The following is a 24,668-nucleotide window of genomic DNA, read 5'->3' on the forward strand; positions in this document are numbered from 1 at the left end:
ATGCTACTTCTGATAAAAGTAATTCGGCAGCTTAATCACGTCATCGTAAGACGAGTGGAACAGGTGTGTAGTCGCAGGAGATAGCGGCGGGATGAGCCACGACCAGCGACCGGTCACCTCTCTGTCGTTCTTGATCTCGTTCCGCTGGAACCTCTTGAACTGTCCCGCCGCCGTATGATGATCGACAATGGTAACACCATGTTCCCTGAAGGAATGCAGCACCGCAATATTCAATTCCACCAGCGCGCGATCCTTCCATAGCGTGAATGCGCTGGTCGTGTCCAACCCCATGACTTCCGCTACGTCGCGCAGCTTGTCGTAGCGATTCTCGTCCGCCAGATTGCGCGCCCCGATCTCTGTTCCCATGTACCAGCCATTGAACGGAGCAGCTGTATATTGGATGCCTCCGATCTCCAGGCGCATATCTGCGACGAACGGTACGGCATACCATCTCAAGCCAAGCTCTCTAATTCCTTCAATATGAGGATGTTCGATAGTCACTTCCTTGACAAGCTCCTCCGGGATCGGATACAGGCCAGGTTCTCCGTCCTCCAGACTGAGAACGAGGGGAAGGACATCGAATGCAGTGCCGGCTCCCCGCCAGCCGAGTGACAGGCAGGTCTTGGTGAAAGCGACGGATGAGGGGTCGCCTATAACGCCGCTTGCCGTATCGTAACCGGCATAGCGGATCAGCTGATGATTCCATACGCGAGGAGGTTTGACAGCGCTGCTTGAAGCGGGAGGGAAGATGGAGATCATAGGCTTGATGCGTCCTTCGTTCGTCGCTTCCCGAATGTGCCGGAACAGTACATGGGCCATCTCGTCCGTATTCGTCACAGAACGCGCGTCAATGACAGACAATGACTCCCAGAACAATCTGCCGATGCAGCGGTTGCTATTCCGCCATGCGAGCTTCGCGCCATAAGTCAGTTCATCGACAGTGTGGACATATGTGCCCGTCTCGTTAATCTCCTCGCGAATATCGGATAGCCGGACGAGCATGTGCGAGTGAGGAATACCCCGCTCATTGTAGCTGTCCCGAATGTATTCCTCCGCTTGCTTATATAGTCGTTCTTCTGTTGCGATATCGCTCATGTTCATTCTCCTGTTGCTTCAATTGTTGCCATTATTATAGCAAGTTAGGTAGCTGGGCTAGCTGTCCAGTTGTGAACAAATCGGAAAAGATTCGGGAGCAGTCGTCTTGCGCATGCCCAGGAAGCTGAAAGTGCCGTCGTCGTCTGCCTTAAAGCTATATGACCAATGCGCCCACTTATGATGGAACTGATGCTCTCCAACAGGATAGAAGGGCACCCGATGCCTGTCATTCCAAAGGAAAAACAGCTCTTCACCGTCCATGTCTACGACCGCCTTGCACCCGAAATCCTCATACGTGCCCACGTAACGCTGAATTTGCTGCGTAGACAGAGGAACGACAGGCGGGAAGTCCGGGACAGTTGCTTCTTCGCCCAGCAGAATATCGGATATCGTATCGGCCAGATATGTCACGGGTACGATGTCATAATTCGTAAGTAAAATGACAGTGAGCTCATCGTCGGGATAGCAGTGAAGCTCGCTGCGGAAGCCGCGATACGCTCCGCCATGGAACACTCTGCGCCTGCCGCTCCGCTCCTTCAGAAACCAGCCCATCCCGTACTTGGCCTCCGAATTGCCGAACACATCCCGATAAGTCCGCGGAGACAGCAGCTTCTCCTCCTGGATCGCCCTGGCCCACTTGAACAGATCGCTTGCGGTGGAGAACATGCCTCCCGCCGCAGAGACATTGCCCATGTATATGTACTCGGCAGGGACCATTCCATCACCCGATGAGGTGTAAGGGGAAGCCATGCCGGGAATGAGCTTGTCACCCGTATCTATGCCCGTCTCCATCATGTCAAGCGGGTGCAGAATATGCTTCGTTACAAAATGCTCGAATGATTGCCCTGACACGCGCTCAATGACAAGGCCAAGCAGGTAATAGCCGGTATTGTTGTACGAGAACAAGCTTCCAGGCTTGAAGTCTAACGGAAAGCGGTTCAGCAGCTCGAAGAACTCCGCTTCGCGAAGCTTGATTTTGTTGAGGTGATTGTTGAATTCCGGCACCGTGGTGAAGTTTCTCAATCCGGACTCGTGCTGGAGCACATGACGGATCGTGATCACATCATGACGGCTTAATTCCGGTAAGTATCGATACAAGGGATCGTCAAGCGACAGCTTGCCTTGCTCGTAAAGCTGCATAATTGCCATGGCGGTAAATGATTTCGTAACGGACCATATCCGGAATTTCGTATGATAGTCAGTGGCCACGTCCAGTTCCAGATTGGCGCTTCCGTATGCGCGTTGCACAACCACATCGTTGCCTCGAGCGGCTAGAATAACGCCGCTGAACGGCCATCTTGCTGTATATCTATCCATATATTGCAATAATTTATCTTTATTTACATCTGGCATAAACCTTCCTCCTCCTATGCATCAAACGCATTCATTATATCATGCATCTGTCATCTTAAGGAAAACATGCGGGACAGACCAAGATGTTGGAAGTGAATGGATATCGTGACAGCGGAGCTTGCCAAAGCGTCTTTTTTTTGATAGCTTTATTAACGAACGTTCGTTAATCGGGATTCGAGGTGAGAAGTATGAGTCAGGCGCTTAAAGAGGCAGCGTTGAAAATGTTTTCGGACTATGGCTACGAAGGTGCGTCATTGGCAGGCATCGCGGATGAAGTGGGCCTCAAAAAGCAGTCTATCTATGCTCATTTCAAAGGCAAGGACGATCTGTTCCTGCAAGTATTGAAAGACTCCTTCACGGCCGAGCTGGACCGTCTGAATTCGGAACTGCAGCATAGCGGCTGCCTGTCGCTTCATGATTGCTTATACGGAATCCTGCAAAGTTATATCATTACTTATCAGTCCGAGAGCAGATTGAAATTTTGCTTGAGAGTATCCTTTTACCCTCCCCCTCATCTCTATGACGAGATTGATCGCTACACGGGGGAACACCTTCAACAGATTCATGAGTTATTCCTGCATCGGTTCCGCGAGGCGGCACGCGCCGGCGATATGTGGCGGGATCCGGAGACGGCCACTCTGGCCTTCATGGCTCTAGTCGATGCGATCTGTATCGAGCTTGTCTATAGCGATAAGGAGAAGGCGGAGAGGAGAATGGAAGCGGTATGGAGTATTTTCTGGGACGGACTCAGGGCAATCTCGACGACAGAGTAGATGCGATACGGTTACCGGCAATTCAGTCACAATTGGAGGAAGCAATACGATGTATCACGTTGAAACATGGAAGGAAAAAATAAAGCTATTCTCACACATCTTATGGCCCATCATGATTACGCAGATCAGTCTGTATGCCATGAATCTGGTCGATACGATGATGTCCAGCCAGGTTAGCACGGCCGATCTGGCGGGAGTCGCAATGGGATCCAGTCTGTGGATGCCGATAATGACAGGCATTAACGGTATATTAATGGCAGTATCTCCTATCGTAGCCCAGCTGGTCGGAAGCGGAAGAAGGGAAGAGATTGGCCGCACCGTCACACAAGCGCTGTATGTATCTGTACTGATCGCTGTCGCAGTAGTCGCTGGAGGAGGGGCGATCATCGATCCGCTGTTGGGCAGGATGGGACTTGAGCCGGATGTAGCGCATATTGCGCTGCACTATCTTATCGGTCTATCACTGGGCATAATTCCGCTATTCGCATCCAATGTGCTTCGATTCTTCTTCGATGCACAAGGCTTCACACGGATTTCGATGATTATTATATTGCTGGCAGTGCCGTTCAACATGCTGCTCAATTACGGTTTCATATTCGGCAACTTCGGCTTGCCCGCTCTTGGCGGAATCGGCGCAGCTTATGCAACGGCGATTACTTACTGGATTGTGTTCATCATCAGTATGTGGATGACGTTCAAAGTAAAGGCGCTTCAAGGCTTCAGGCTGTTCCTGGATTGGACGAAGCCCTCCTGGAAAGTGTGGAAGGAGCTGCTCGGAGTGGGCATCCCGATTGGCCTGTCCATCTTCTTCGAGACAAGCATCTTCGCTGTTGTCACACTCATGATGGGCATTATGTTCGACACGAATACGATCGCCGCCCACCAGATAGCATTCAGCGTCACATCGCTTATCTTCATGATTCCTCTCAGCATTGGCATGGCGCTGACTATCGTCGTAGGGTATTCCGTCGGCGGAGGAAGACTGAAGGCGGCAAGACGATACTCGTTGCTTGGAGTGGCGGGAGGCGTTGCCATTATCGCGCTATGCTCCGTTATTCTGTACTTTACACGAATGCCTGTCGTGCAATTGTACGATCCGGAGCCGGATGTGGCCGCCATGGCCGTCGTCTTCCTGATCATTGCCATCATTTATCAGTTGTCGGATACGCTTCAGATCACATTGCAGAGTGTGCTGCGGGGGTATAAGGATGTTCAGAAGCCGTTCATGATCGCGTTCGTGTCCTACTGGATCGTAGGCATTCCGGCCGGCTATGCCCTCTCGGCATTTACAGAGCTTGGTCCGTATGGGTTCTGGGCAGGCATCATCATTGGACTTACCTGCGCGGCAGCGGGTTTCGCGGTCAGGCTGATTAAGGTGCAGAAGCAGTATAAAGGTGAAGATATGACAGGATTGAAGATAACTTAACATGAGGAAGCTGTCAGACCAGCTAATAAGCGGGTATGGCAGCTTTTTGTCATTGTCCGGCTTTAACGAATCTTAACAATGCCTGCTTATAATAGTTAATGTAATCATAGGCCTGCTATCATACGGAATGCTGGATTGAGATCATGTCCGAACTGGATCGGAAGGGATGGAAGAAGGATGGAACAAAATAAACTTGGGCATAACAGCATACTCGTCGTAGAGGATGACGAAAAAATAAGACGGCTTATCCGTATCTATCTTCAAAATGCAGGCTTCGAAGTATGGGAGGCCGGTGATGGAGAAGAAGCCCAGAGGCTGTTCAATCGCGTTGAGCCTTGCTTCGTCATTATGGATTTGATGCTGCCCAAGCAAAGCGGCGAGGCGCTGTGTCAGTGGATTCGCGGAGAGAAACGAAGCGACGTTCCTATCATTATGCTGACTGCCAAAGTGGATGAGCAACAGCGCATTTATGGGCTTCAGTTAGGTGCTGACGACTACGTAACGAAACCGTTCAGTCCGAAGGAACTGGTCGTGCGGGTTGAGACGGTGCTGCGCAGAACGCCGCATCAGTGCAGCAAGATCTCCTATCGGGAGTTGACCTTGCGGCCAAATAGGGGGGAAGTGACCTACAGGGGGGAGGCGATCGAACTGACGCAACATGAATTTCGTCTGCTGCACTTCTTCATGAAACACCCCAACCAGATCGTCACGAGAGAGCAAATACTGGAGGAGCTCTATCCCAATGATGAGAGATCGGTGATCGATCGTACAGTAGATGTTCATGTAAGCAAGCTGCGAGATAAATTGAAACGGGTTAATGAAGACGAGAAGCTGATCGACACCGTTAGAGGAATGGGGTATCGCTTTGCTGCCTATTAACAAGGAATCCCTTTTATTCTGGAACAGAAGCATCGTCTGGAAGATGACGCTCATTAACAGTATCGTGATAGCTGTTGTCATTTGGCTCGTTGGGGTGTCGGTGAAGGATTTTGCCTGTCTGCTTGTCGATAGCTATGCTTTCATCGGAGAAGAGAGACAAGCCATCTTCAATGATACGATGCAATATTATTTGATCAGAGCCAGCATGATTGCCGTCATTGTGGCTGCCCTTATCTATCTGTTGCTGATGCGCAAAGTTATTGTTCCCTTGCAAAATCTTGCAAAATCAACCCGTCTCATGACGCAAGGTCGGTATCCTGAGCGGATCAAGGTGACGTCTAACGATGAAACCGGACAACTTAGCCGGGATTTCAATGCGATGATCGACGCATTAAAAGATGCGGAAGAGAGCCGTAAAGCGATGCTAAGCGATATTTCGCATGAGCTGCGAACGCCGCTTAGCAATTTAAACGGGTATTTGGAGGCTCTAAGCTCAGGGGTGCTTCAAGGCGATAAGGAGCTGTATGCCTCTCTGCATGAAGAAGCGCTGCATCTGACCTATTTGGTGGACCAACTGCATCAGTTAGCGATCTGGGAAGCGAAGCGGCTGACCAAGCATGATCTACAGCCTGTTGCGATGGATCAACTGATACAGTCGGCTGCAGGAGCATTCGAACTGGAGTTGGAGAGAAAGCATATCAGATATGTGGCGCAAACAGAGCCGGGCATGGGGATAGGAAATGAACGGGGATTGCGTCAGGTCATGTCCAATTTACTAAGCAACGCCATACAATATGACAGAGGCGGGTGGCTGGAGGTGGAAGGGGAAGCAGCTGATGGGGAGTATGTTGTAAAGGTAAGAAACCAAGGGCAACCGATCCCGGAAGTCAAGCGGACGCAACTGTTCCAACGATTCATGCGAGTAGACGAGTCGCGCCATAGGCAATCCGGCGGATCAGGACTTGGTCTCGCCATTGCACTTGAAATAGTTCAACAGCATCATGGCAAGATTGGCTTGCGATCTCAGGAAGGAGATATTCATGAGTTCTGGTTCTCAATACCGTTAAGCGACAGCATGGATAGGAAGGAAATGAACGGGGAGGGGATACCATGAATATATTACGGGTTGGGCCGCTGTTAATCGATTTGAAACTTTTGTTCGTCATAGCAGCTGCCATTGCCGGTTATTTGACGCTCAAAGGACGTAAGGGAAAGTGGGAGAATGAGGATGCGGCAGTTTCGATTTTTGTCAATGCCTTTGTAATCGGACTGCTCGTATGGAAGCTGAGTCCAATCTTGTTCGATATAAAGTCTATCGTTCAGCATCCGATATCACTGCTATATTTCAATGGCGGCCAGCGCGGTGTATGGCTCGGCATCGCTGTGGCCATCTTTTATACGGCATGGCGCATGCACAGGCTAAGATTTCCGTTTATCCGTTATGGAGAGCTTTTGCTAATGGGATGGACGGCAGGAATGGGCATCTATTATTTGCTGAGCACCGTTGCATTTGATAGAGAGACGATATTTCATATGCTTGCTTCGTTACTGAATATCGTCATGGCCGGGTACTTCCTGATAAGGCGAAGCAGTCCTTCCTCACCTGCCGTGGTTCACCGCTTGACAATCTGGTATTTTCTGGCCATGTTTGGTCTTCCCTTTTTTCGAGAATACAGGGAAGGCATCGTTATAGGATTTTCATTGGAACAGCTCATTTGGGGGACGTTTATCTTCATCGCTTATTGGGCGCATTTTAACCGGGGCAAAGCTGCCGGAAAGGAGAGCTGATCTTGGAACAAACGACACTTCTCGTCGCATTGTTGGCAGGGATTTTGTCATTTCTTTCTCCCTGTGTATTTCCGCTGCTTCCTGCGTATATATCACAATTGACAGGGTCTGTCATCGAAGATAATAAAATGAACGTGAACAAAAAGCTGCTGATGGCGCGCTCACTCGGCTTTATTGCCGGGTTTAGTGTCATATTTGTTGCAATGGGCGCCTCTGCAAGTTTAATAGGTCAATTTTTAACCGGGAATAAAGAGTTGCTAGAAAAAATAAGCGGATTCATCATTATTGTGTTTGGCTTGCAAATGGCCGGTGTATTGACGCTTCGCATGCTTATGATGAACGGAAAATGGGGGGCTAACGCTCCAAGTCGCGGAGAGGGTTGGGGATCATTCGTATTGGGACTGGCTTTCGGTTCCGGCTGGACGCCATGTGTGGGACTGGCTTTATCCTCTATCCTGCTGCTTGCGGGAACGTCAGAGACGCTAATGAGCGGTATGCTTCTTCTCTTAGTATATTCTATCGGCCTTGGCGTCCCGTTCTTGTTAATCTCCCTGATGCTGACGTATTCATTAGAGCTGCTGAGACGAGTGAACCGCTGGCTGCCGACGTTGTCCAAAGTGAATGGCTGGTTGCTTGTTGCTATGGGGCTGCTTGTCTATACGGGACAGCTTCAGAAGCTCAGTGCTTGGCTAGCCCCGTACACCCCATTTCTAATATAAAGGAATATAAAAGAATATAAAAGAAAAGGAGAATACATCCCAGATGAGAAATAATGTCATTGCCATCGTTATCTTGTTGCTGTTAATCGGTTGGGGGATTTATGATTTTACCAAATCAGATACTACAGAGACGTTAGCAGACAGTTCTATGGAAGAAAGAAGCGATGTTGAAGTCGGCACAGAAAGGGGGAAACAGGCTCCGGACTTCCAGCTTCAGGATACGAGTGGACAAAGTGTTCAATTGTCGGATTATAGAGGGCAGAAGATCATCCTGAACTTTTGGGCAACATGGTGTCCGCCTTGCAGGGCGGAGATGCCGCATATGGAGAAAGTATACAATGAGCACGAAGATGCCGTTGTGCTGGGCGTTAATTTGACGCACACGGAGAAAAATTCGGGGGATATCGATGCATTTGTGCAAGATTTCGGCTTGACCTTTCCCATAGTGTTTGATTCAGAGGGCGATGTGTCAGACATCTATCGCGTTACTGCCTATCCAACTACTTACATGATTGATCAGAACGGTATCATTCATGAAATTTATATGGGAGCCATTAACGAGGAGATTATGAATCGGTCGCTCGCGACTATGGCTCGATAACCTGTTGATCTTTCGTTGGCGATAGCCTGAGTTCCCCTGCAGCGTCAGTTGCGGTTAAGATTGTCGGAACAGTCGATAAACATATCTGAGTAGTTGCCAAGTGGCTCCGTAACGAATCGTAATGGAGTCAATACGACCGCTGGACTGTTCTTCCGTGCTCATCTGTCATCCACCTCCGAGTCTGTACAACGTTTGTCCGGTTTATGTTAGAATAGAATATCAGATTCTAGTGTGGCCATATTTCCAGTGCATATTACATGGTAAATGAAGGAGCTGCGCTTGCGGAGAGCAGAAGAGGAGCATCAGGATGCCCAGCAGGCAACGCATGATGTTCCCTAGCATGGCAGAGCTAAAGGAGGTAGAATGCGATGGAGAAAATGAAGGCAAGCGAATATCCTAATATCCTGTTTATTTTATCCGACGATCAAGGCCCGTGGGCAATGGGTTGTGCCGGGAATGATGAGATTATAACGCCTCATTTGGATCGGCTTGCAGCGGAAGGAATGCGATTTACCAGTTTTTTCTGCACTTCGCCGGTGTGTTCGCCTGCAAGAGCTTCATTATTAACGGGGCGTATCCCTTCCCAGCACGGCGTGCATGACTGGATTGCGGAAGGCAACGCAGGGGAACGTTCGACGGAGTATTTGCAAGGGATGACGGGTTATACTGAGCTGCTCGCTGAGGCGGGCTACGAATGTGCGCTTAGTGGGAAGTGGCACTTAGGAGACAGCAAGAAGCCGCAGAAGGGATTCGACCATTGGTATGTTCATCAGACGGGCGGCGGACCGTATTACGGAGCGCCTATGATCAGGAATGGCAAGCTGGAGAAGGAAGAGCGGTATGTAACGGATGTCATTACGGATGAAGCGATTGCATTCCTTAAGAAACGAGAGAGAGGGAAGCCCTTCTATCTAGGTGTGCATTATACAGCGCCGCATCACCCGTGGATCGATTGTCATCCGGAAGCGTATATGAAGCTTTATGAAGATTGCGAGTTCCTGTCCTGTCCGCAAGAGGAGCCGCATGCAGATATCATTGATTACAAAGTGAATTCGGGCAATCCGCGGGCCAGCCTGCAAGGCTACTTTGCAGCCGTGACCGCTATGGACGCAGCGATTGGCCGCATACTGGAGCAGTTGGATGCTACGGGAGATCGCGACAATACGTTAATATGCTTCTTGAGCGACAACGGCTTCAACTGCGGGCATCACGGCATCTGGGGGAAGGGCAACGGGACCTTCCCGTTGAATATGTACGATACGTCTGTAAAGGTGCCTGCCATCTTCAGTCATCCGCGAGCCATACCCGGAGGTGTAGTATGCGACGAACTAGTCAGCGGTTACGATTTTATGCCGACTTTGCTTGAATATTTAAATTTGTCGAATCCGGAGGGCGAGACGCTTCCTGGCAGAAGTTTTGCTCATCTGTTGAGAGGCGAAGGTAGTCAAGGGGATGAGCATGTCGTTATCTTCGACGAATACGGTCCTGTCCGAATGATACGCGAGAAAGCATGGAAGTACGTCCATCGCTACCCTTACGGGCCCCATGAGCTATACGACATGATAAATGATCCCGATGAAAGAAGGAATCTGATTAATGAGGAGCCTTATCGGGTCGAAGCTGACAGGTTAAGAGGGAAGTTGGATGCATGGTTCCATCAATATGTGGACCCTAGCATCGATGGCGCCCGCGAGCCGGTGACGGGCGGCGGCCAGATCGATTTGGCAGGCATTCGAAGCGGTGGTTGCAAAAGCTACAACGAGTAGAAACTATAGCAGGAATATAATAAAAGCCGTTCCTTGTGAAATGGAAGTGACGACATCCATTTGCGAGAGAAACGGTTTTTTATTGCTGATATTTTCATTATTCTCTTGACTCATTATAGGGTAGGGGGGTATACTAAACCCACATCTTAGAAATACGCAAATGTGTCTTAATAATACGATCGCCGCCATTGAGGCACATTACCGGGAGATGAATACTAAACTGTGAACGGACACGATTGGAGTGATAAGCATGACAACGGCAGGTGCTGAAATGAAGGAAGCTTCATTGCAAATAACAGGGATGACATGCGCAGCATGCGCAAACCGGATCGAAAAGGGACTGAACAAGCTGGAAGGCATTCAGCAGGCAAATGTAAATTTCGCGATGGAAACCGCCCATGTCCAATTCAATCCTTCTCAAGTAACGCTGCAACAAATGCAGCACCGCATCGACAAACTGGGGTATCAGGCGGTTCCCAAGCAAAATCGCGACGATGCCGGTGATAATCGCGACCGGGAATTATCGATACAGAAGCGGAAGCTTATCGCATCGGCATTGCTATCGTTACCGTTACTGTGGTCCATGGTAACGCACTTTTCTTTTACTTCATGGATCTGGATGCCGGATATCTTCATGAATCCTTGGTTTCAGCTCGTGCTTGCGACACCCGTCCAGTTCATCATCGGATGGCAGTTCTATATCGGGGCATACAAAGCGTTACGAAACAAAAGTGCCAATATGGATGTGCTGATTGCACTTGGGACTTCGGCCGCTTACTTCTATAGCGTGTACTTGTCAATGCAATGGGGAGTGAACGGAAGCGACGCTCACCACGGTCCATCACTTTACTTTGAGACAAGCGCAGTTCTTATTACTCTGGTCATTCTGGGCAAATTGTTCGAAAGCCGGGCCAAAGGCCGCGCCTCTGACGCGATAAAAGCGTTGATGGGACTTCAGGCGAAATCCGCAATCGTCCTTAGAGATGGAGAAGAGATGGTCATTCCCGTAGAGGAAGTAGTGGTAGGGGACCTGGTCCTGGTCAAGCCGGGTGAGAAGGTACCTATCGACGGCGAGGTTGTGGAGGGTGTCTCCGCAGTGGACGAATCCATGCTGACAGGTGAAAGCATACCAGTAGATAAGCAGCCCGGAGACTCGGTGATCGGGGGCGCTGTTAATCGTAACGGACGTTTAAAAGTCCGTGCTGCAAAAATAGGAAAAGATACGGCGCTGGCGCAAATTATTCGCGTAGTGGAACAGGCGCAAGGCTCTAAAGCTCCGATACAGCGGGTCGCAGACCGAATATCCGGCATCTTTGTCCCGATCGTAGTAGCTCTTGCCGCGCTTGCTTTCTTCATCTGGTATATCGGGGTTGTCCCTGGCGACTTCGCAGAAGCGCTGGAGAAGACGATCGCCATCCTTGTCATTGCTTGTCCTTGCGCGCTTGGTCTGGCTACCCCTACTTCCATCATGGCCGGGTCGGGCCGCGCCGCCGAGATGGGTGTATTGTTCAAAGGCGGTGAGCATCTGGAATCCACGCATAAAATTAAAACGGTCGTATTGGATAAGACGGGGACTGTTACGAAAGGGAAACCGGAATTGACCGATGTTGCAACAGCTTCATTGGCAGAAGAAGTCTTCCTTCGCTATGCAGCGGCTGCCGAGAGTCACTCTGAGCATCCGCTGGCGGAAGCGATCGTGGCGGGCGTGAAGGGGAGGGGAATAGCATTGCCGGCCGTCCAGCAGTTCGAAGCAATACCTGGCTACGGGATAAGAGCGATTGTTGAAGGGAAAGAAGTGTTGGCGGGCACGAGGAAACTGATGGAGCAACGTCATATTCCCGTTCGAGAGGCGTTCGCAGCAATGGAGCAGTTGGAGCGAGCAGGCAAAACGGTGATGCTGTTCGCGATCGATGGTGAATATTCTGGTATGATTGCCGTCGCCGACACGATGAAGGATTCGTCGAGGGAAGCTATTGCTAGGCTTAAGCAAATGGGCATAGAAGTGATCATGATTACTGGCGACAACAAGCGCACGGCGGCTGCAATTGCGAAGGAGGCAGGCATCGACCGCGTATTGGCGGAGGTGCTGCCTGAAGGCAAGGCGGATGAAGTGAAGAAGCTGCAAGCCGAAGGGAAAATGGTCGCAATGGTGGGAGACGGAATTAATGATGCTCCGGCGCTGGCTGTTGCAGATATTGGAATGGCGATCGGAACAGGGACGGATATTGCGATGGAAGCCGCTGATGTCACACTGATGAGAGGCGACTTGAACAGTATTCCAGACGCCATCTTCATGAGTCGCAAGACGATGGTGAACATTCGGCAAAATTTGTTCTGGGCGCTGGCGTACAACTCTCTCGGCATCCCCGTCGCTGCTATCGGCTTGCTTGCTCCTTGGGTTGCGGGAGCGGCCATGGCATTCAGTTCGGTATCCGTTGTGTTGAATGCATTAAGGCTTCAACGTATGAAAGTGAAATGAGAGTGAAAGGCAAATAGATACATCTATTCACTGTTATTCTGCCATATTCGACAAGCATTTCTTTACAAAGCGATCATTATTGTTTATTCTTTGACTGAATATATTACAATGTGATTGGAGAATGAATATGTATTCCATTACTTACGATACAAGCAAGAACCGAATTATAGTAAAAGTAACAGAAATCACAGAGGATAATGTAAAACAATATTATCAAGATTATGTTAAAGTTCTGGATGAGGTGAAGCCTGGCTTCACTGGTTTGACAGACCTGTGTGGCAACAGCATGTTCTCGATGTACGTGGCAGGCGAGTTAAGCCCGCTAGGTCAGATGTCAGTTGAAAAAGGCTTGAGCAAATGGGCTTACTATACAGGTTCAGCCATCTCCAAAATGCAAATGAAACGCATGTTCGGTGACGTTGTGGAGTCTTTTGAGAAGCTGGAAGATGCGGAGGCTTTCCTGGACAGCTAAATCGTATCAGTCGTGTATACCCGGTAAATGCAAACATCGGGTATACACGCCAGCTTGAAAATGAGATAGGTGTCTGTTCTGTATCTGCGTTAAAATTGAAATTTGATGTGTCCGGCTGCAGAATAGTCAACATACCCCTCCAATCGCAGCAGATCTTCTTTCATCTGTAAACCGCCCCTGAAGCCTGTCAGGCCGTTGTTCTTGCCGATGACCCGATGGCAAGGTACGATAACGGGCACGGGATTCGCCCCATTCGCTGCCCCGACAGCCCGAACTGCGGCTGGCTTGCCTATAACCGCCGCCATTGCGGAGTAACTCCTTGTCTCTCCGTAAGGAATGGCGGTCAGCGCATGCCAGACCTCCCGCTGAAAAGCAGTTCCTTGCAAATCCAACGGCAAGTCGAATTGAGTCCGTTGTCCGCTGAAATACTCTTGAAGCTGAGACGTATACGAACGCAGACGTTCATCGTCCCTTAGAAGCCGGGCGTTCGGCATATACTTTGTCACCCATGCAGTAACGTCATTCATCGATTGATGGGGCCATGTCAACCGGCAGATGCCGAGCTCCGTCACTACTGCATAGAAATTCAAATTTGGGTTGGCAGGATGGGCAATAGAAGTCCAGAATATCGTGGAATGTTTGGAATGCGATATAGTCGTCATGGCTAATTCTCCTTTTATTCGTTCTAGTCACCATGGGCATAATACTTGAATGATTCTTTTTTATTATATATGGAAACGCAGGTAATGATAATAGCCTGGCATTAGAATAATAGTTGTAAGTGCGTGAACACGATTTGACAGATTCGCGCTCCGATGTTATTCTCCAGAATATAACCAAAATATACGATAAGGCGATCGAAATGATGGATCTGGAAGCTCTTCGCAAGAAGAGCTTCCCCTTTTTTATAACTTAGAAAAGAGATGGCGATTATGCTGCGTAAAATGCAGAAACGAATGACAATGTTGTTGCATAAGCACTTCTCGGGCGAAACGATGGATTATCGGCAAGTATCGGCCCTCTTCCTGCCTATTCTTATCGATCAGGCATTCATCATCGGATTAAGTGTTGTTAATACGGCGATGATCAGTTCGTCTGGTGTCGCGGCGATTAGTGCGGTCAATATGGTTGATGCGCTACATATTCTGCTGATCAATATATTCGTCGCAGTTGCTACAGGGGGAACAGTCGTCGTGGCCCAATACAAGGGCAGTCGCAATCCTCTTATGGTATCCCGCGCAACAGCTGCAAGCGTCACAGCCGTGACGCTTCTCGCTGCGGCTATCGCCTTGCTGCTGGTCAGCTTGCATCAGCCCATTCTTCGCGTATTATTCGGGACGGCTTCCCCCGATGTGATGGAGAGCGCTCGCGTCTATCTGATCGGCAGCAGTATCTCTTACGTCGGACTTGCCGTCGTTCAAGCCGTGTGCGGCTCGCTTCGCGGCGTAGGGAAGACCAGAGCGGCACTGGCGCTGTCTCTTATCATGAACGCGCTCTATGTTCTGCTTAATCTGTTGTTCATTCAAATGCTGGATATGGGCGTGCAAGGCATGACCATCGCCATTAATATCGCCCGCTATGCGGGAGCCGCTTGCGCACTGTACTATCTGTTCAAACTGGATGCTACGCTACATATTCGACTCGTCGATCTGTTCCATGTCCCGTTATCCATGCTTCGCAAGATTCTATTCATTGGACTGCCGTTCGCAGCGGAACAAGTGTTCTTCAATGGCGGAAAGCTGTTGACGCAAGTGTTCATTGTCTCGTTGGGTACCTATGCTATCGCTACGAACGCCATAGCGGGCTCCCTGGCGGGATTTATACAAATTCCCGGCGCCGCTCTGTCGCTAACGATCGTAACCGTCGTCGGACAATGCATTGGCAGCGGTAATATTGCGGATGCCCGCAAATTTATTCGTTCCTTTCTGTGGCTGGGATCGGGCATGCTGGCAGTCGCGGGGCTGCTGGTTTTGCCGTTGTTTCATCCGCTTATCGGATTGTTCGAGCCCCCGTCCGAGATCGTAGGAGATATCTTCTTGCTGCTGGTCGTTATCGTTGTTGCCCAAGTGCCTCTATGGTCGGCCAGCTTTATACTGCCGGCTGCGCTGCGGGCTGCGGGGGATGCCCGCTTCACGTCGATTACGTCAATGCTGACGATGTGGTTGTTCCGCCTCTCGTTAGGCTATGTGCTGGGCATCACGATGGGAATGGGTATTCTCGGCATATGGATAGCTATGATATTGGAATGGGGCGTGCGGGGAGCTGTGTTCATGCGGCGTCTGGAAGGAGAGAAGTGGCATACGCATAGATTAATCAAGGAAACGGAAAAAGGGTAGTGACTCATTGCATCGATTGCCGGGATCTCGCAGATAATGTAGCGTATTAAGATTAAGTGTTGGAAAGGAGACCGAATGGAACATCAACCGAAAGAAGCAGGCTGGCGATTCGATAACAGTTATACCCGCTTGCCGCACATGCTGTTCTCCGAAGTGCGGCCGACTCCGGTCCGTTCGCCGGAAATTGTCAAGCTGAATGATGCATATGCGGAGCAGTTGGGTCTGGATGCGGGATCGCTATACAGTGAGCATGGAACGGCTGTGCTGGCCGGCAATGTCATACCGGAAGGAACACTCCCGCTTGCCCAAGCTTATGCGGGACATCAGTTCGGCCATTTCACGATGCTGGGAGACGGTCGAGCTATACTGCTGGGCGAGCATATTGCCCCTGACGGGAAGCGGGTGGATATCCAATGGAAAGGATCCGGGAGAACGCCTTATTCACGCAGCGGCGATGGCCGTGCCACGCTGGGGCCGATGCTGAGGGAATATCTAATAAGTGAAGCGATGCATTCGCTAGGCATTCCCACTACACGCAGTCTGGCTGTCGTCGCTACAGGCGAGCCGGTATACAGGGAGGCTGAACTGCCGGGGGCGATACTTGTCCGGACCGCAGCCAGCCATATTCGCGTAGGCACCTTCCAATATGTCGCCAACTGGGGCGACAAGGAGCAATTGCGACAGCTGGCCGATTATACGATAGACAGGCATTATCCGAGCTGCGCGGAGGATAATCAACGGTACTTGTCGATGCTGCGCGAAATCATTGAGCGTCAAGCGCAATTGATTGTCAAGTGGCAGCTGGCAGGATTCATACACGGCGTCATGAATACCGATAATATGGCGATAAGCGGCGAGACAATCGATTACGGACCGTGCGCATTCATGGACGCGTATGACGAAGCAGCCGTATTCAGCTCCATTGACAGACAAGGCCGCTACGCTTACCGCAATCAACCGGGCATCGCCGCCTGGAATTTGGCCCGATTGGCCGAATCGCTGCTGCCGTTGATTCATGATCAGGAGGACAAGGCGATTGAACTTGCGGAGGAGGCTCTCGCGCAATTCGGCGAGCGGTATCAATCGTTGTGGTTGGCCGGGATGAGGGCGAAGCTGGGTCTTATGCAGAAGCATGATCAGGATCACTCCCTGGTAAATGATTGGCTGGCTCTCCTTCAGCGGCATGGCGCTGATTATACGAACGCATTCCTGGCGTTAACCTATAATCGCAAGCAGACCAAGGCGTTGGAACAAGACGACAACTACAAGCAATGGCTCTCAGCCTGGCATAATCGTCGGGAACAGGAAGAGAATGCTGCTGCGTCGCAGCGGCTCATGACCGGAAGCAATCCCGTCATCATCCCCCGCAATCACCGGGTGGAGGAAGCGCTGACCGCTGCGATGCAAGGCGATTACGGCGTGATGGATGATCTTCTTGACAAGTTGGCGGATCCATATGAACTGACGCCGGACAAGGAGGCGTTCTGCCAGGCCCCGGAGCCCTCGCCAATTCCGTATAGAACTTATTGCGGCACTTGAAGCTGCATCATAATAAGAACGCCCCGCGGATAATGAGACCGCGGGGCGTTCTTGTCTTATTATTTCTCTCGAAGCATCTGCGTCCACAGATTGCTGTCCTCATAGCCTAAGCGCCATGCGGCAACCCCGGCCAGATCGTATTTCTTGGCGATCCCGATTCGCTGGAGCACGGTTTTTTCCGTCTCTGCCCAAAATACGTGGGTGTAGCCGTCTTTTTCATACGTATATTGATATTGCCCGGAGGGTTCATGGAACTGACCAATTGCGTCATATTCCTGGATTATTCTCGGCAGCTCCTTCATCAGTATGGCGCGGTTGTCCACTAGCTTGCCGTTACTGTCCAGACGCCATTCTCTCACGTAGAACGGAATGCCCAGCATCAGCTTGCTGCGCGGAATACCGTAGTCTAGGAATTGCTTGACGCCTTCTTCCGCCCAGCCCAGACTGGATACGGATCCTGGCGTCTCGCTGCCTCTCCAATGCTCGTCGTAAGCCATAATGATGACAGTGTCGACGATGTTGCCCAGAGCCGCATGGTCGTAGGCCGTCTTATGATTCCAGCTGACGCTGCCGCGCGGCAGGTCGATCGATACTTTCAGACGATTGGCATGCGCCGCCTCGGTGAGTGCTCTCACGAATGCGGTGTAAGCGGCACGATCGGCTCCCGCCACTTCCTCGAAGTCAATATTCACGCCGTACACGCCCAGTTCCGACAATCTGGCGACGAGTCCGGAGATGAATGTCTTCTGCGCTTCGTCGTCCTTCAGAAATTCGGAAGTCATGGTGCCATTGAAGCCGTTGTGGACAAGGGGCATGACGAGAATGCCGCGCTCCTTCAGAGTCTTCATGATGGAAGCGTCAGACTTGTCCGTTAAGGTGCCGTCTGCTGACGCAAGCTCGAACCATGTGGGCGAATCAATATCAAGTCCTTGCGTATTCTGTACGTGGCTCATAATCGTCGTGCTTGAGCCAGATCCGTTCCAGCCGAGATACAGCAGAGACTTCGCATTGCTCCATAGCATCCGACCGTCCGGCGTCTGCACGGAGCTGTTCGCATAACGCTTGGCGTAATCAAGCGCAGAGACTAATTGATGGAACGCATGAATTTGTTTGTTGCCTTGATAGACGGATAGATAAGGAAGGGCAGACCAGAGCCTTTTACCATTGTTTCGGACTTCTGATCCTGCCAATGTTTTGGCATAAGCAACCGCGTCCTGCAGACCGGGGAACGATTTGATTTCCTTGTCGTTTTGCAGCACATGATAGCTGTATGAATTGTTATGTACGATTTTACCGGTAGCTTCATTCAGCACCGCACTGTTCTTGTAAGCTCCCGCTGCTTTCACCGCATCCTTCAAGAAGGCATAAGGCTCGAAGCTTTGAATGATCTTGCCATTTTGCATAAGTCGGTATTGCGCCTTCGCTTGACTTTGCTGCTTGATCTGCTCTTCCGTCAAGTTGTCCCATATCCACTTGTTGTTGTTCAGATCGATGACATGTGCGTTGCTCCACTTCCGAGCTTCTTTCTTCGCTTCCTCCAGCGTGCGGAACGACCATTGCGGTAATGTATTGTCGCCTTGATATAACCGATAACGATCATAATTCTCGTACACCCAACCGATATTCTCCAAATCACGTATATGGGCGTTGTTCATGGATTGCGCTTTGGCAAGCGCTGCATTGTACGTTTGGAATTCGAGCGTAGAATCGGATTGACCGCCACTATGGTACACCTTGTACTTGGGGAAGTTGTCCCATACCCAACCTCTGTTCGGAATGGACTCAACATGACTGTAGTTGAATCTTTCGGCATAGCGTATCGCATCCCCTCGTGCCGCGAATTCCTTCAGCGGCTTGTCGTATTGGTAGACGCGGAATTGAGTCATCTTACCGGATGCGGCCGCCATTGCGGACTGATCCGCTGGCATCAGGAACGTTCCTAACAGCAGCAGTGCCGACGTTAGCAGGAGTAATTCTCTTCTCATCATTATTCTTTCATCACTCTCCTATCTATTCTCCTCTATTAGACGCAAGGAGAGTGGGAGAGTTGCAGGTTAGCATCTATGAAATATGTGGAAGATGGAACTAGGCAAAAAAAGAACGGCGGCGCAGAGTTGCTGCACAGCCGTATCTCGCATTGTCTTCATTTTTGTTCTTGATAGCAATCCTGTTACTCTTTCATCTGCGCCCAGAATTCTCCGGTGTCCTCGTCCACTCCCAGCTCGATATCGGAAGGGAACACGCGACGGTTATATTCTGTGAACACGTATTGACCGATCGCTTCGCGCATGTTGGACTCGATAAGATATTGGCTGCGTCCGGTTACCCATACTTCAGCGGTGTAGCCATACTCTTCGTCCCATGCCAGCTGGACCTCGATATCGGTCGGACGGACGCCTCTGCGCTCCGCAAGATGCAGACAGACAGCATTAATGATTTCGTCCGTAAATATTCTCACCTTAGTACGGTCTCCGCTCGCTTGGCGGGCTAGGCGGGTTGTTACGCTTGCTCCGCAGATAGACGAAAGCGACTCTGATGAGCATGATGATGGCAAAGATGGCAAGCAGGTTGATCATCAGTCCCATTATTTCGCCGAATGCGCCCATGCCGCCGAATAATCCGCCGAACAGCATGCCGGCCAGACCGCCGATCATCAAGCCTTTCATCAGACTGCTGCCCCCGAACAGGCCGCCAGACTTCGTTGCCGCTGTGGAACCTGCCGTTCCCGTTTTGGAGCCGGAGTTGCTTTGGTTCACATTATCGGTTTTTTTCGGGTTTTGCGTGAAGCTTTGCTTGGGCGATTTGAAGCCGCCGCGTTTGGCGTCCGCCACTTGTCCAAAACCCAGGGTTAGGAACAAGGTTAACGCCATCATGATGAGTAGTCCTTTCTTCATTTCACTTTCTCCTCCTGATTTCAATGGCCTATGGATTGCTATCCTCTACTTTTACGGCTAATATAAGCTTGGGTTTCAACATAATTAAAAAAGGATATCGCGAGGAGGCATTATGAATCACTATCCTCAAGCTTATATTGCTTATTTGACAGAATTTCATGCGACGAGAGATTATTTCGAATGCCATGAATTGCTGGAAGAGTATTGGAAGGAGCATCCCGGCGACAGCCGGGCCGAACTGTGGGTGGGGCTTATTCAGCTGGCTGTTGGACAGTATCATGAACGAAGAGGCAATCGCAGAGGCGCCGTCAAAATGTACGAATCTGCCTGTCGGAAGCTGGATAACGATGACATTCGCACGCTAGGTCTTGACCGCGCAAGCTTGTTGGCACAGTTGAAGCGACGAATGGCTGCGGCCGCAAATCAGGGTTCCTCATTCGAGGACATGAATCTTCCCATACAGGATGATGAACTACTCAGCCACTGTCTTGTCCGCAGCTCCCGCCTTGCACTGGAATGGGGGTATCCCAGCAAGATGGACGACGAGTCTCTCGTTCATCGCCATCGGCTGAGAGATCGTACGAATGTTCTAGAAGCTCGATCCAAGGCGCTCAGGGAGCGAAGGGAGCGCAGGGAACGCAGCTTGTAACACATGGCGACATTATTTCAGTCGCTTCTGTGGCTGCTGCGGAACGAATCGTCGTCGTTGGGATGACATCTTGCCGCTTGAGGCACAATGTTCATAGAACATTTGACGCAGAAGCGGGTGAGCTGAAGTGAAGAAGAAACTGTCTTATTTCAAAGGAGCGCTTATTTTACTTTTGCTGATAGGTTGCTCCGGCGGTAATTCGGGCGAGGAGAAAGATCTGTTGCAAGTGAAATCTTACCGAGCAACGAAAAAGGTAATCTTTATTCTTGTCGATTCTCTGATGGCAAAATCAATTGATGAGGGTATAGCCCGGAATCGGCTGCCGACCTTCAAATATCTGGCCGAGCATGGCCAATACTACCGGGATATGGTCAGTTCCTTCCCTACGATGTCGGTGACGATTGACAGCTCGCTGCTTACAGGAGCATATCCCGACGTACATCGGGTTCCGGGACTCACTTGGTATTCCTCGAAAGAGAAACGCGTAATCAACTACGGCACAGGGCCAATGGAAGTGCTGAGGCATGGTGTCGATCCCGCGCTTGCCGATGCGCTGATCAACTTGAACGGCAAGCATTTGAATGCCGAAATCAAGACCATATATGAGCAATTGGACGAACTCGGACTTACTTCAGGATCGGTAAACGGGCTTATATACCGCGGGAATACCGAGCATAAGCTGACCGTTCCGAACTGGATAAGCAGAACGACGGATCTGAAGCGGACGGTCGCGGTGAAAGGGCCGGACTTCATGACTATGGGATCGATGTCCAATCCGCTTGTAGGCAAGAAGAAGCTGCGGGACGGCTTCTTAACCAAGCTCGGATTCAATAACGACTATGCGGTCGGCACGGTGCAATATCTGATTAAAGCTGACAAGCTGCCTGATTTCCTGCTGGTCTATATGCCGGATCTGGATCTGGCAATCCATCGGAAGGGGCCTGCTGATAAGAGCGGGGTCGCGAAGGTAGACCGTCAGCTGCAAAAGATGCTGAATGCGTTCGGATCGCCGGAGAAAGCGTTGCGGGAAGCTGTCATAATCGTCGCAGGAGATAGCGGCATGACGCAATTGCTGCCTGCCAATAAAGGAGCGGTTATTGACTTGCCATTATTGCTAGGCAAAGAGAACGTGATGCGGACAGGAGAAAGCGTGACCGAACGCAAATCCATCATCCTTGCGGTCAATGAGACGATGGCTTATGTGTATTCGCTGAATGGACAACGTGCAATGAACGAGATTGTCTTGGTTCTTCAGCAAGATCCGCGGATCGATGTGATCGCATGGAAGGATGAGGACTGGGTAACTGTCGTTCAGGGAGGATCGGGAAAGCGGTTAAAGTTCAAGCGGAATGGAGATCTGATGGATTCATACAAGCAGTCATGGCAAGTGGAGCACGACTACGATGTGCTTGATCTTCAGGTGGATGAGCATGCCGGAACGGTTAATTACAGCCAATATCCCGACGTGCTGCGCCGATTGTCGGGCGCGCTCTATTCTCATGATGGAGCGTTCCTCGTCGTCACCGCGAAGCCCGGCTACGAGCTGGCGGACATGAGCTCGCCGAGACATGTTGAAGGAGGCGGTCACGGCTCGCTCAGCAAGGAAGAGTCGCTGGTCCCGCTCATTATATGCGGAACGGACAAGAAGCCTGAACATTTGCGCCTTGTCGATATGAAGCCATTTTTGATGAAGCTGTTGACTGAGATGGAAGAAGGGGAGATAGGCGTAACAAGCAAGAAGGGCAAGTGATGAGGGTGTTCCTGTACGAGTCCATTAAATTGCTGGATTGATCGACTACATGGCCAAGCTACTGCAGCAACTTGGCCATGTGCCGGAATGGCTCCTTTAACCTTCCTTAGGGTGTGGGCATGAACCGCATACTCGTCGTGTAGATTTGACTGTCGCTCTTCAAGCTGAACGTATTCTTCGCCGCATCGTAATCGATTCGCATGCTCGGCTCGTAGAAGACTTCGTGCCGCCGCTCATAGAGGAACGGCAACGGATGGCCCTCTCCTTCTGAATCGTGCTGGTCAGGTCCGTCCACAAGCTGCAGCGCGGGTACACCGCTGACGACGCAGCCGCAGCCCTCCGTGTCGTGCAGAAATTTCAGTCTATTCATGCTCTCCTCCATATAAGGCTTCAGCTTGTGTACGGCGGAATCCGTAAAGGTAATTATCATCATGAGGTCATTCCTTTCTTGCATCCAATTGTCCATCAGGTTTAAGATGATTATAAGGAGTCGGCAGTTGATATACAAGCTGCCGATTCCTTATAAGTGACGAATCATCAGGAAGGTAGGTGTCGCGAGAGTGGCCATTGGAGCGCAAGATACATTAGTCCTGTTCCGGGACAGAATCAATGCGATTAGCAGCTATGGCGAGGCGCTGGGCGTTCTCTACTGGGATCTTCGCACGGGAGCTCCTAGACGGGGAATGGACAGACGATCGGAATCCATCGGCGTATTGTCGGGAGAGATGTTCAAGCTGTCGACGGCCCCTGAGCTGGGCGAATGGCTATCCCGGCTGGAAGAGAAGCATACATATGAGACATTGTCGGAAATCGACCAGCGGCTCGTGACGGAGACGCGCAAGGAATACGACCGCAGTGTGAGAATTCCTCCAAAGCTGTATCAGGAATATGTCGTGCTGGCGTCGCAGTCGGAATCCAAATGGGAGGAAGCGAAGGCGGACAACGACTATGCAGGATTCCAACCGTATATGGAGAAGGTTATCGGCTTTACGAATCAGTTCATTGATCTGTGGGGCGCAGGCGCTACCCGCTACGACACACTACTGGATCAATACGAGCCGGGAATGACGGTGGAGGAGTTGGATCGCGTATTCGGCGGCCTGCGTGAGCAGCTCGTGCCGCTCGCAGCGAATATTGCCGCCTCGCCGCATCAACCGGACACATCCTTCCTGAGCCAACGCTTCGATAAAGCGGCGCAGAAGGCGTTCAGCCTGCACATTCTGCGGCAGATGGGCTATAACTTCGAGTCCGGCCGTCTGGACGAAAGCGCGCATCCGTTCGCTACAGGACTGAATCCCGGCGATGTGCGCATTACAACCCGCTATCTGGAGAATGATGTGACCAGCGCCTTGTTCGGAACGATTCATGAAGGCGGGCATGCGCTCTACGAGCAGAACATCATGAAGGAACTGGTGGGCACGACATTGTGTACGGGAACGTCGATGGGCATTCACGAATCGCAATCCCGCTTCTGGGAGAACGTCATCGGACGCAGCCGTCCGTTCTGGGAGCACAATTTCGATGCGCTGCAGAAGAGCTTCCCGGGACAGCTTGACGTCACGGTGGACCAATTCTATCGCGGCAACAACGTCGTCACCCCTTCGCTAATTCGCATAGAAGCGGACGAACTCACGTATAATCTCCACATTATTATCCGCTATGAGATGGAGAAGCTTATATTCAACGAAGGCTTGAAGGCTGCGGATCTGCCTGCTATGTGGAATGACAAATATAAGGAATATCTGGGCATTACACCGACAAGCGATGCGGAAGGGGTACTTCAGGACGTGCATTGGTCCGGTGGGGCGTTCGGCTATTTCCCTTCTTACTCGCTCGGGAACATGTATGCCGCGCAGTTCGCGGATACGATGGAGAGAGAGCTGAAGGGCATGTGGGACATGGTCGGACGAGGCGAACTGCTGCCGATCAAGGACTGGCTGACAGAGCGCATATACAAGTACGGTAAGCTACGCACGCCTTCGGAGCTTGTGCAAGCCGTGACTGCTAAGCCGCTTGATCCACAGTATCTTGTGAACTACTTGAGCCGGAAATATAGTGACATATACAAGCTTTCATAACGAATCGACCGGACGGCTTCTTCCCTCTGCTCACTGCAGAAGGAAGAAGCTGTTTTTGTTGGTTGTGTCAA

At 50.8% G+C, this 24,668-nt stretch carries 22 protein-coding genes; 15 read left to right on the forward strand and 7 right to left on the reverse strand.

All coding sequences use genetic code 11. The features are described 5' to 3' along the window. Positions 1-3: 3 nt before the first annotated feature. Together ACFQ2I_RS05765 and ACFQ2I_RS05770 are read right to left on the reverse strand one after the other, a co-directional pair. A complete protein-coding gene (locus ACFQ2I_RS05765; RefSeq protein WP_377562721.1) occupies positions 4-1,095 on the reverse strand; it encodes a nitric oxide synthase oxygenase in 1,092 nt (363 codons plus the stop codon). Positions 1,096-1,152: 57 nt separating this feature from the next. Continuing rightward, the gene (locus ACFQ2I_RS05770; protein WP_377562722.1) at positions 1,153-2,448 is read right to left on the reverse strand and encodes a serine hydrolase domain-containing protein; all 1,296 of its coding nucleotides are present in this window, start codon (positions 2,446-2,448) and stop codon (positions 1,153-1,155) included. A gap of 215 nt (positions 2,449-2,663) precedes the next feature. Here ACFQ2I_RS05770 and ACFQ2I_RS05775 point away from each other — a divergent pair, with 215 nt between their 5' ends. The 10 genes from ACFQ2I_RS05775 (at position 2,664) to ACFQ2I_RS05820 (ending at position 13,351) form a co-directional block, all read left to right on the forward strand. Continuing rightward, positions 2,664-3,221 carry a TetR/AcrR family transcriptional regulator gene (locus ACFQ2I_RS05775; RefSeq protein ID WP_377562723.1) on the forward strand — a complete coding sequence of 186 codons (558 nt, stop codon included), beginning with the start codon at positions 2,664-2,666 and terminating at the stop codon, positions 3,219-3,221. A 49-nt stretch (positions 3,222-3,270) separates the two neighbouring features. Next, positions 3,271-4,647: an MATE family efflux transporter gene (locus tag ACFQ2I_RS05780; protein ID WP_377562724.1), complete on the forward strand. Its 1,377-nt coding sequence runs from the start codon at positions 3,271-3,273 to the stop codon at positions 4,645-4,647. Positions 4,648-4,824: 177 nt separating this feature from the next. Further along, on the forward strand, positions 4,825-5,526 hold the full coding sequence (locus ACFQ2I_RS05785; protein WP_377562726.1) for a response regulator transcription factor: 702 nt from the start codon (positions 4,825-4,827) through the stop codon (positions 5,524-5,526). Beyond that, on the forward strand, positions 5,513-6,640 hold the full coding sequence (locus ACFQ2I_RS05790; RefSeq protein WP_377562727.1) for a sensor histidine kinase: 1,128 nt from the start codon (positions 5,513-5,515) through the stop codon (positions 6,638-6,640). Before ACFQ2I_RS05785 ends, ACFQ2I_RS05790 begins: the two co-directional genes overlap by 14 nt. Next, positions 6,637-7,314 (forward strand): hypothetical protein, encoded by a 678-nt coding sequence (locus ACFQ2I_RS05795; protein ID WP_377562728.1) that lies wholly within the window; start codon positions 6,637-6,639, stop codon positions 7,312-7,314. Before ACFQ2I_RS05790 ends, ACFQ2I_RS05795 begins: the two co-directional genes overlap by 4 nt. A gap of 2 nt (positions 7,315-7,316) precedes the next feature. Then, positions 7,317-8,033, forward strand: coding sequence for a cytochrome c biogenesis CcdA family protein (locus tag ACFQ2I_RS05800; RefSeq protein ID WP_377562729.1), 717 nt, complete (start codon positions 7,317-7,319; stop codon positions 8,031-8,033). Between the two features lie 43 nt (positions 8,034-8,076). Beyond that, positions 8,077-8,634 (forward strand): TlpA family protein disulfide reductase, encoded by a 558-nt coding sequence (locus ACFQ2I_RS05805; protein ID WP_377562730.1) that lies wholly within the window; start codon positions 8,077-8,079, stop codon positions 8,632-8,634. 368 nt (positions 8,635-9,002) lie between these two features. After that, a complete protein-coding gene (locus ACFQ2I_RS05810) occupies positions 9,003-10,400 on the forward strand; it encodes a sulfatase-like hydrolase/transferase (RefSeq protein WP_377562731.1) in 1,398 nt (465 codons plus the stop codon). Positions 10,401-10,650: 250 nt separating this feature from the next. Continuing rightward, positions 10,651-12,879: a heavy metal translocating P-type ATPase gene (locus ACFQ2I_RS05815; protein ID WP_377562732.1), complete on the forward strand. Its 2,229-nt coding sequence runs from the start codon at positions 10,651-10,653 to the stop codon at positions 12,877-12,879. 127 nt (positions 12,880-13,006) lie between these two features. Further along, positions 13,007-13,351, forward strand: coding sequence for a hypothetical protein (locus ACFQ2I_RS05820; protein ID WP_377562734.1), 345 nt, complete (start codon positions 13,007-13,009; stop codon positions 13,349-13,351). Positions 13,352-13,440: 89 nt separating this feature from the next. Here ACFQ2I_RS05820 and ACFQ2I_RS05825 read toward each other — a convergent pair whose 3' ends face one another. After that, positions 13,441-14,013, reverse strand: coding sequence for a methylated-DNA--[protein]-cysteine S-methyltransferase (locus ACFQ2I_RS05825; protein ID WP_377562735.1), 573 nt, complete (start codon positions 14,011-14,013; stop codon positions 13,441-13,443). 270 nt (positions 14,014-14,283) lie between these two features. On the opposite strand from ACFQ2I_RS05825, the gene ACFQ2I_RS05830 reads away from it, so the two are divergent. Beyond that, positions 14,284-15,687 (forward strand): MATE family efflux transporter, encoded by a 1,404-nt coding sequence (locus ACFQ2I_RS05830; RefSeq protein WP_377562736.1) that lies wholly within the window; start codon positions 14,284-14,286, stop codon positions 15,685-15,687. A gap of 75 nt (positions 15,688-15,762) precedes the next feature. Continuing rightward, positions 15,763-17,226 carry a protein adenylyltransferase SelO gene (locus ACFQ2I_RS05835; RefSeq protein WP_377562737.1) on the forward strand — a complete coding sequence of 488 codons (1,464 nt, stop codon included), beginning with the start codon at positions 15,763-15,765 and terminating at the stop codon, positions 17,224-17,226. Positions 17,227-17,285: 59 nt separating this feature from the next. Here ACFQ2I_RS05835 and ACFQ2I_RS05840 read toward each other — a convergent pair whose 3' ends face one another. The 3 genes from ACFQ2I_RS05840 to ACFQ2I_RS05850 all read right to left on the reverse strand — a co-directional run bounded on the left by ACFQ2I_RS05840 (position 17,286) and on the right by ACFQ2I_RS05850 (position 20,120). Beyond that, positions 17,286-19,214, reverse strand: coding sequence for a glycosyl hydrolase family 18 protein (locus ACFQ2I_RS05840; protein WP_377562738.1), 1,929 nt, complete (start codon positions 19,212-19,214; stop codon positions 17,286-17,288). Between the two features lie 182 nt (positions 19,215-19,396). Beyond that, a complete protein-coding gene (locus ACFQ2I_RS05845; RefSeq protein WP_377562739.1) occupies positions 19,397-19,684 on the reverse strand; it encodes a YxcD family protein in 288 nt (95 codons plus the stop codon). Between the two features lies 1 nt (position 19,685). After that, a complete protein-coding gene (locus tag ACFQ2I_RS05850; protein ID WP_377562740.1) occupies positions 19,686-20,120 on the reverse strand; it encodes a hypothetical protein in 435 nt (144 codons plus the stop codon). 112 nt (positions 20,121-20,232) lie between these two features. On the opposite strand from ACFQ2I_RS05850, the gene ACFQ2I_RS05855 reads away from it, so the two are divergent. Both ACFQ2I_RS05855 and ACFQ2I_RS05860 read left to right on the forward strand, forming a co-directional pair. Beyond that, entirely contained in the window at positions 20,233-20,769 is a 537-nt protein-coding gene (locus tag ACFQ2I_RS05855; protein WP_377562741.1) for a DUF309 domain-containing protein, read from the forward strand. 127 nt (positions 20,770-20,896) lie between these two features. Beyond that, complete coding sequence (locus ACFQ2I_RS05860; RefSeq protein WP_377562743.1) at positions 20,897-22,519, forward strand: alkaline phosphatase family protein; 1,623 nt, start codon at positions 20,897-20,899, stop codon at positions 22,517-22,519. A gap of 106 nt (positions 22,520-22,625) precedes the next feature. On the opposite strand, the gene ACFQ2I_RS05865 is transcribed toward ACFQ2I_RS05860, so the two are convergent. Then, positions 22,626-22,952: an iron-sulfur cluster biosynthesis family protein gene (locus tag ACFQ2I_RS05865; RefSeq protein WP_377562744.1), complete on the reverse strand. Its 327-nt coding sequence runs from the start codon at positions 22,950-22,952 to the stop codon at positions 22,626-22,628. A gap of 127 nt (positions 22,953-23,079) precedes the next feature. Here ACFQ2I_RS05865 and ACFQ2I_RS05870 point away from each other — a divergent pair, with 127 nt between their 5' ends. Beyond that, a complete protein-coding gene (locus ACFQ2I_RS05870) occupies positions 23,080-24,597 on the forward strand; it encodes a carboxypeptidase M32 (RefSeq protein ID WP_377562746.1) in 1,518 nt (505 codons plus the stop codon). The last annotated feature ends 71 nt before the right edge of the window (positions 24,598-24,668 follow it).

This window comes from Paenibacillus chungangensis (assembly GCF_042675905.1).
Classification (GTDB): Bacteria; Bacillota; Bacilli; order Paenibacillales; family Paenibacillaceae; genus Pristimantibacillus; species Pristimantibacillus chungangensis.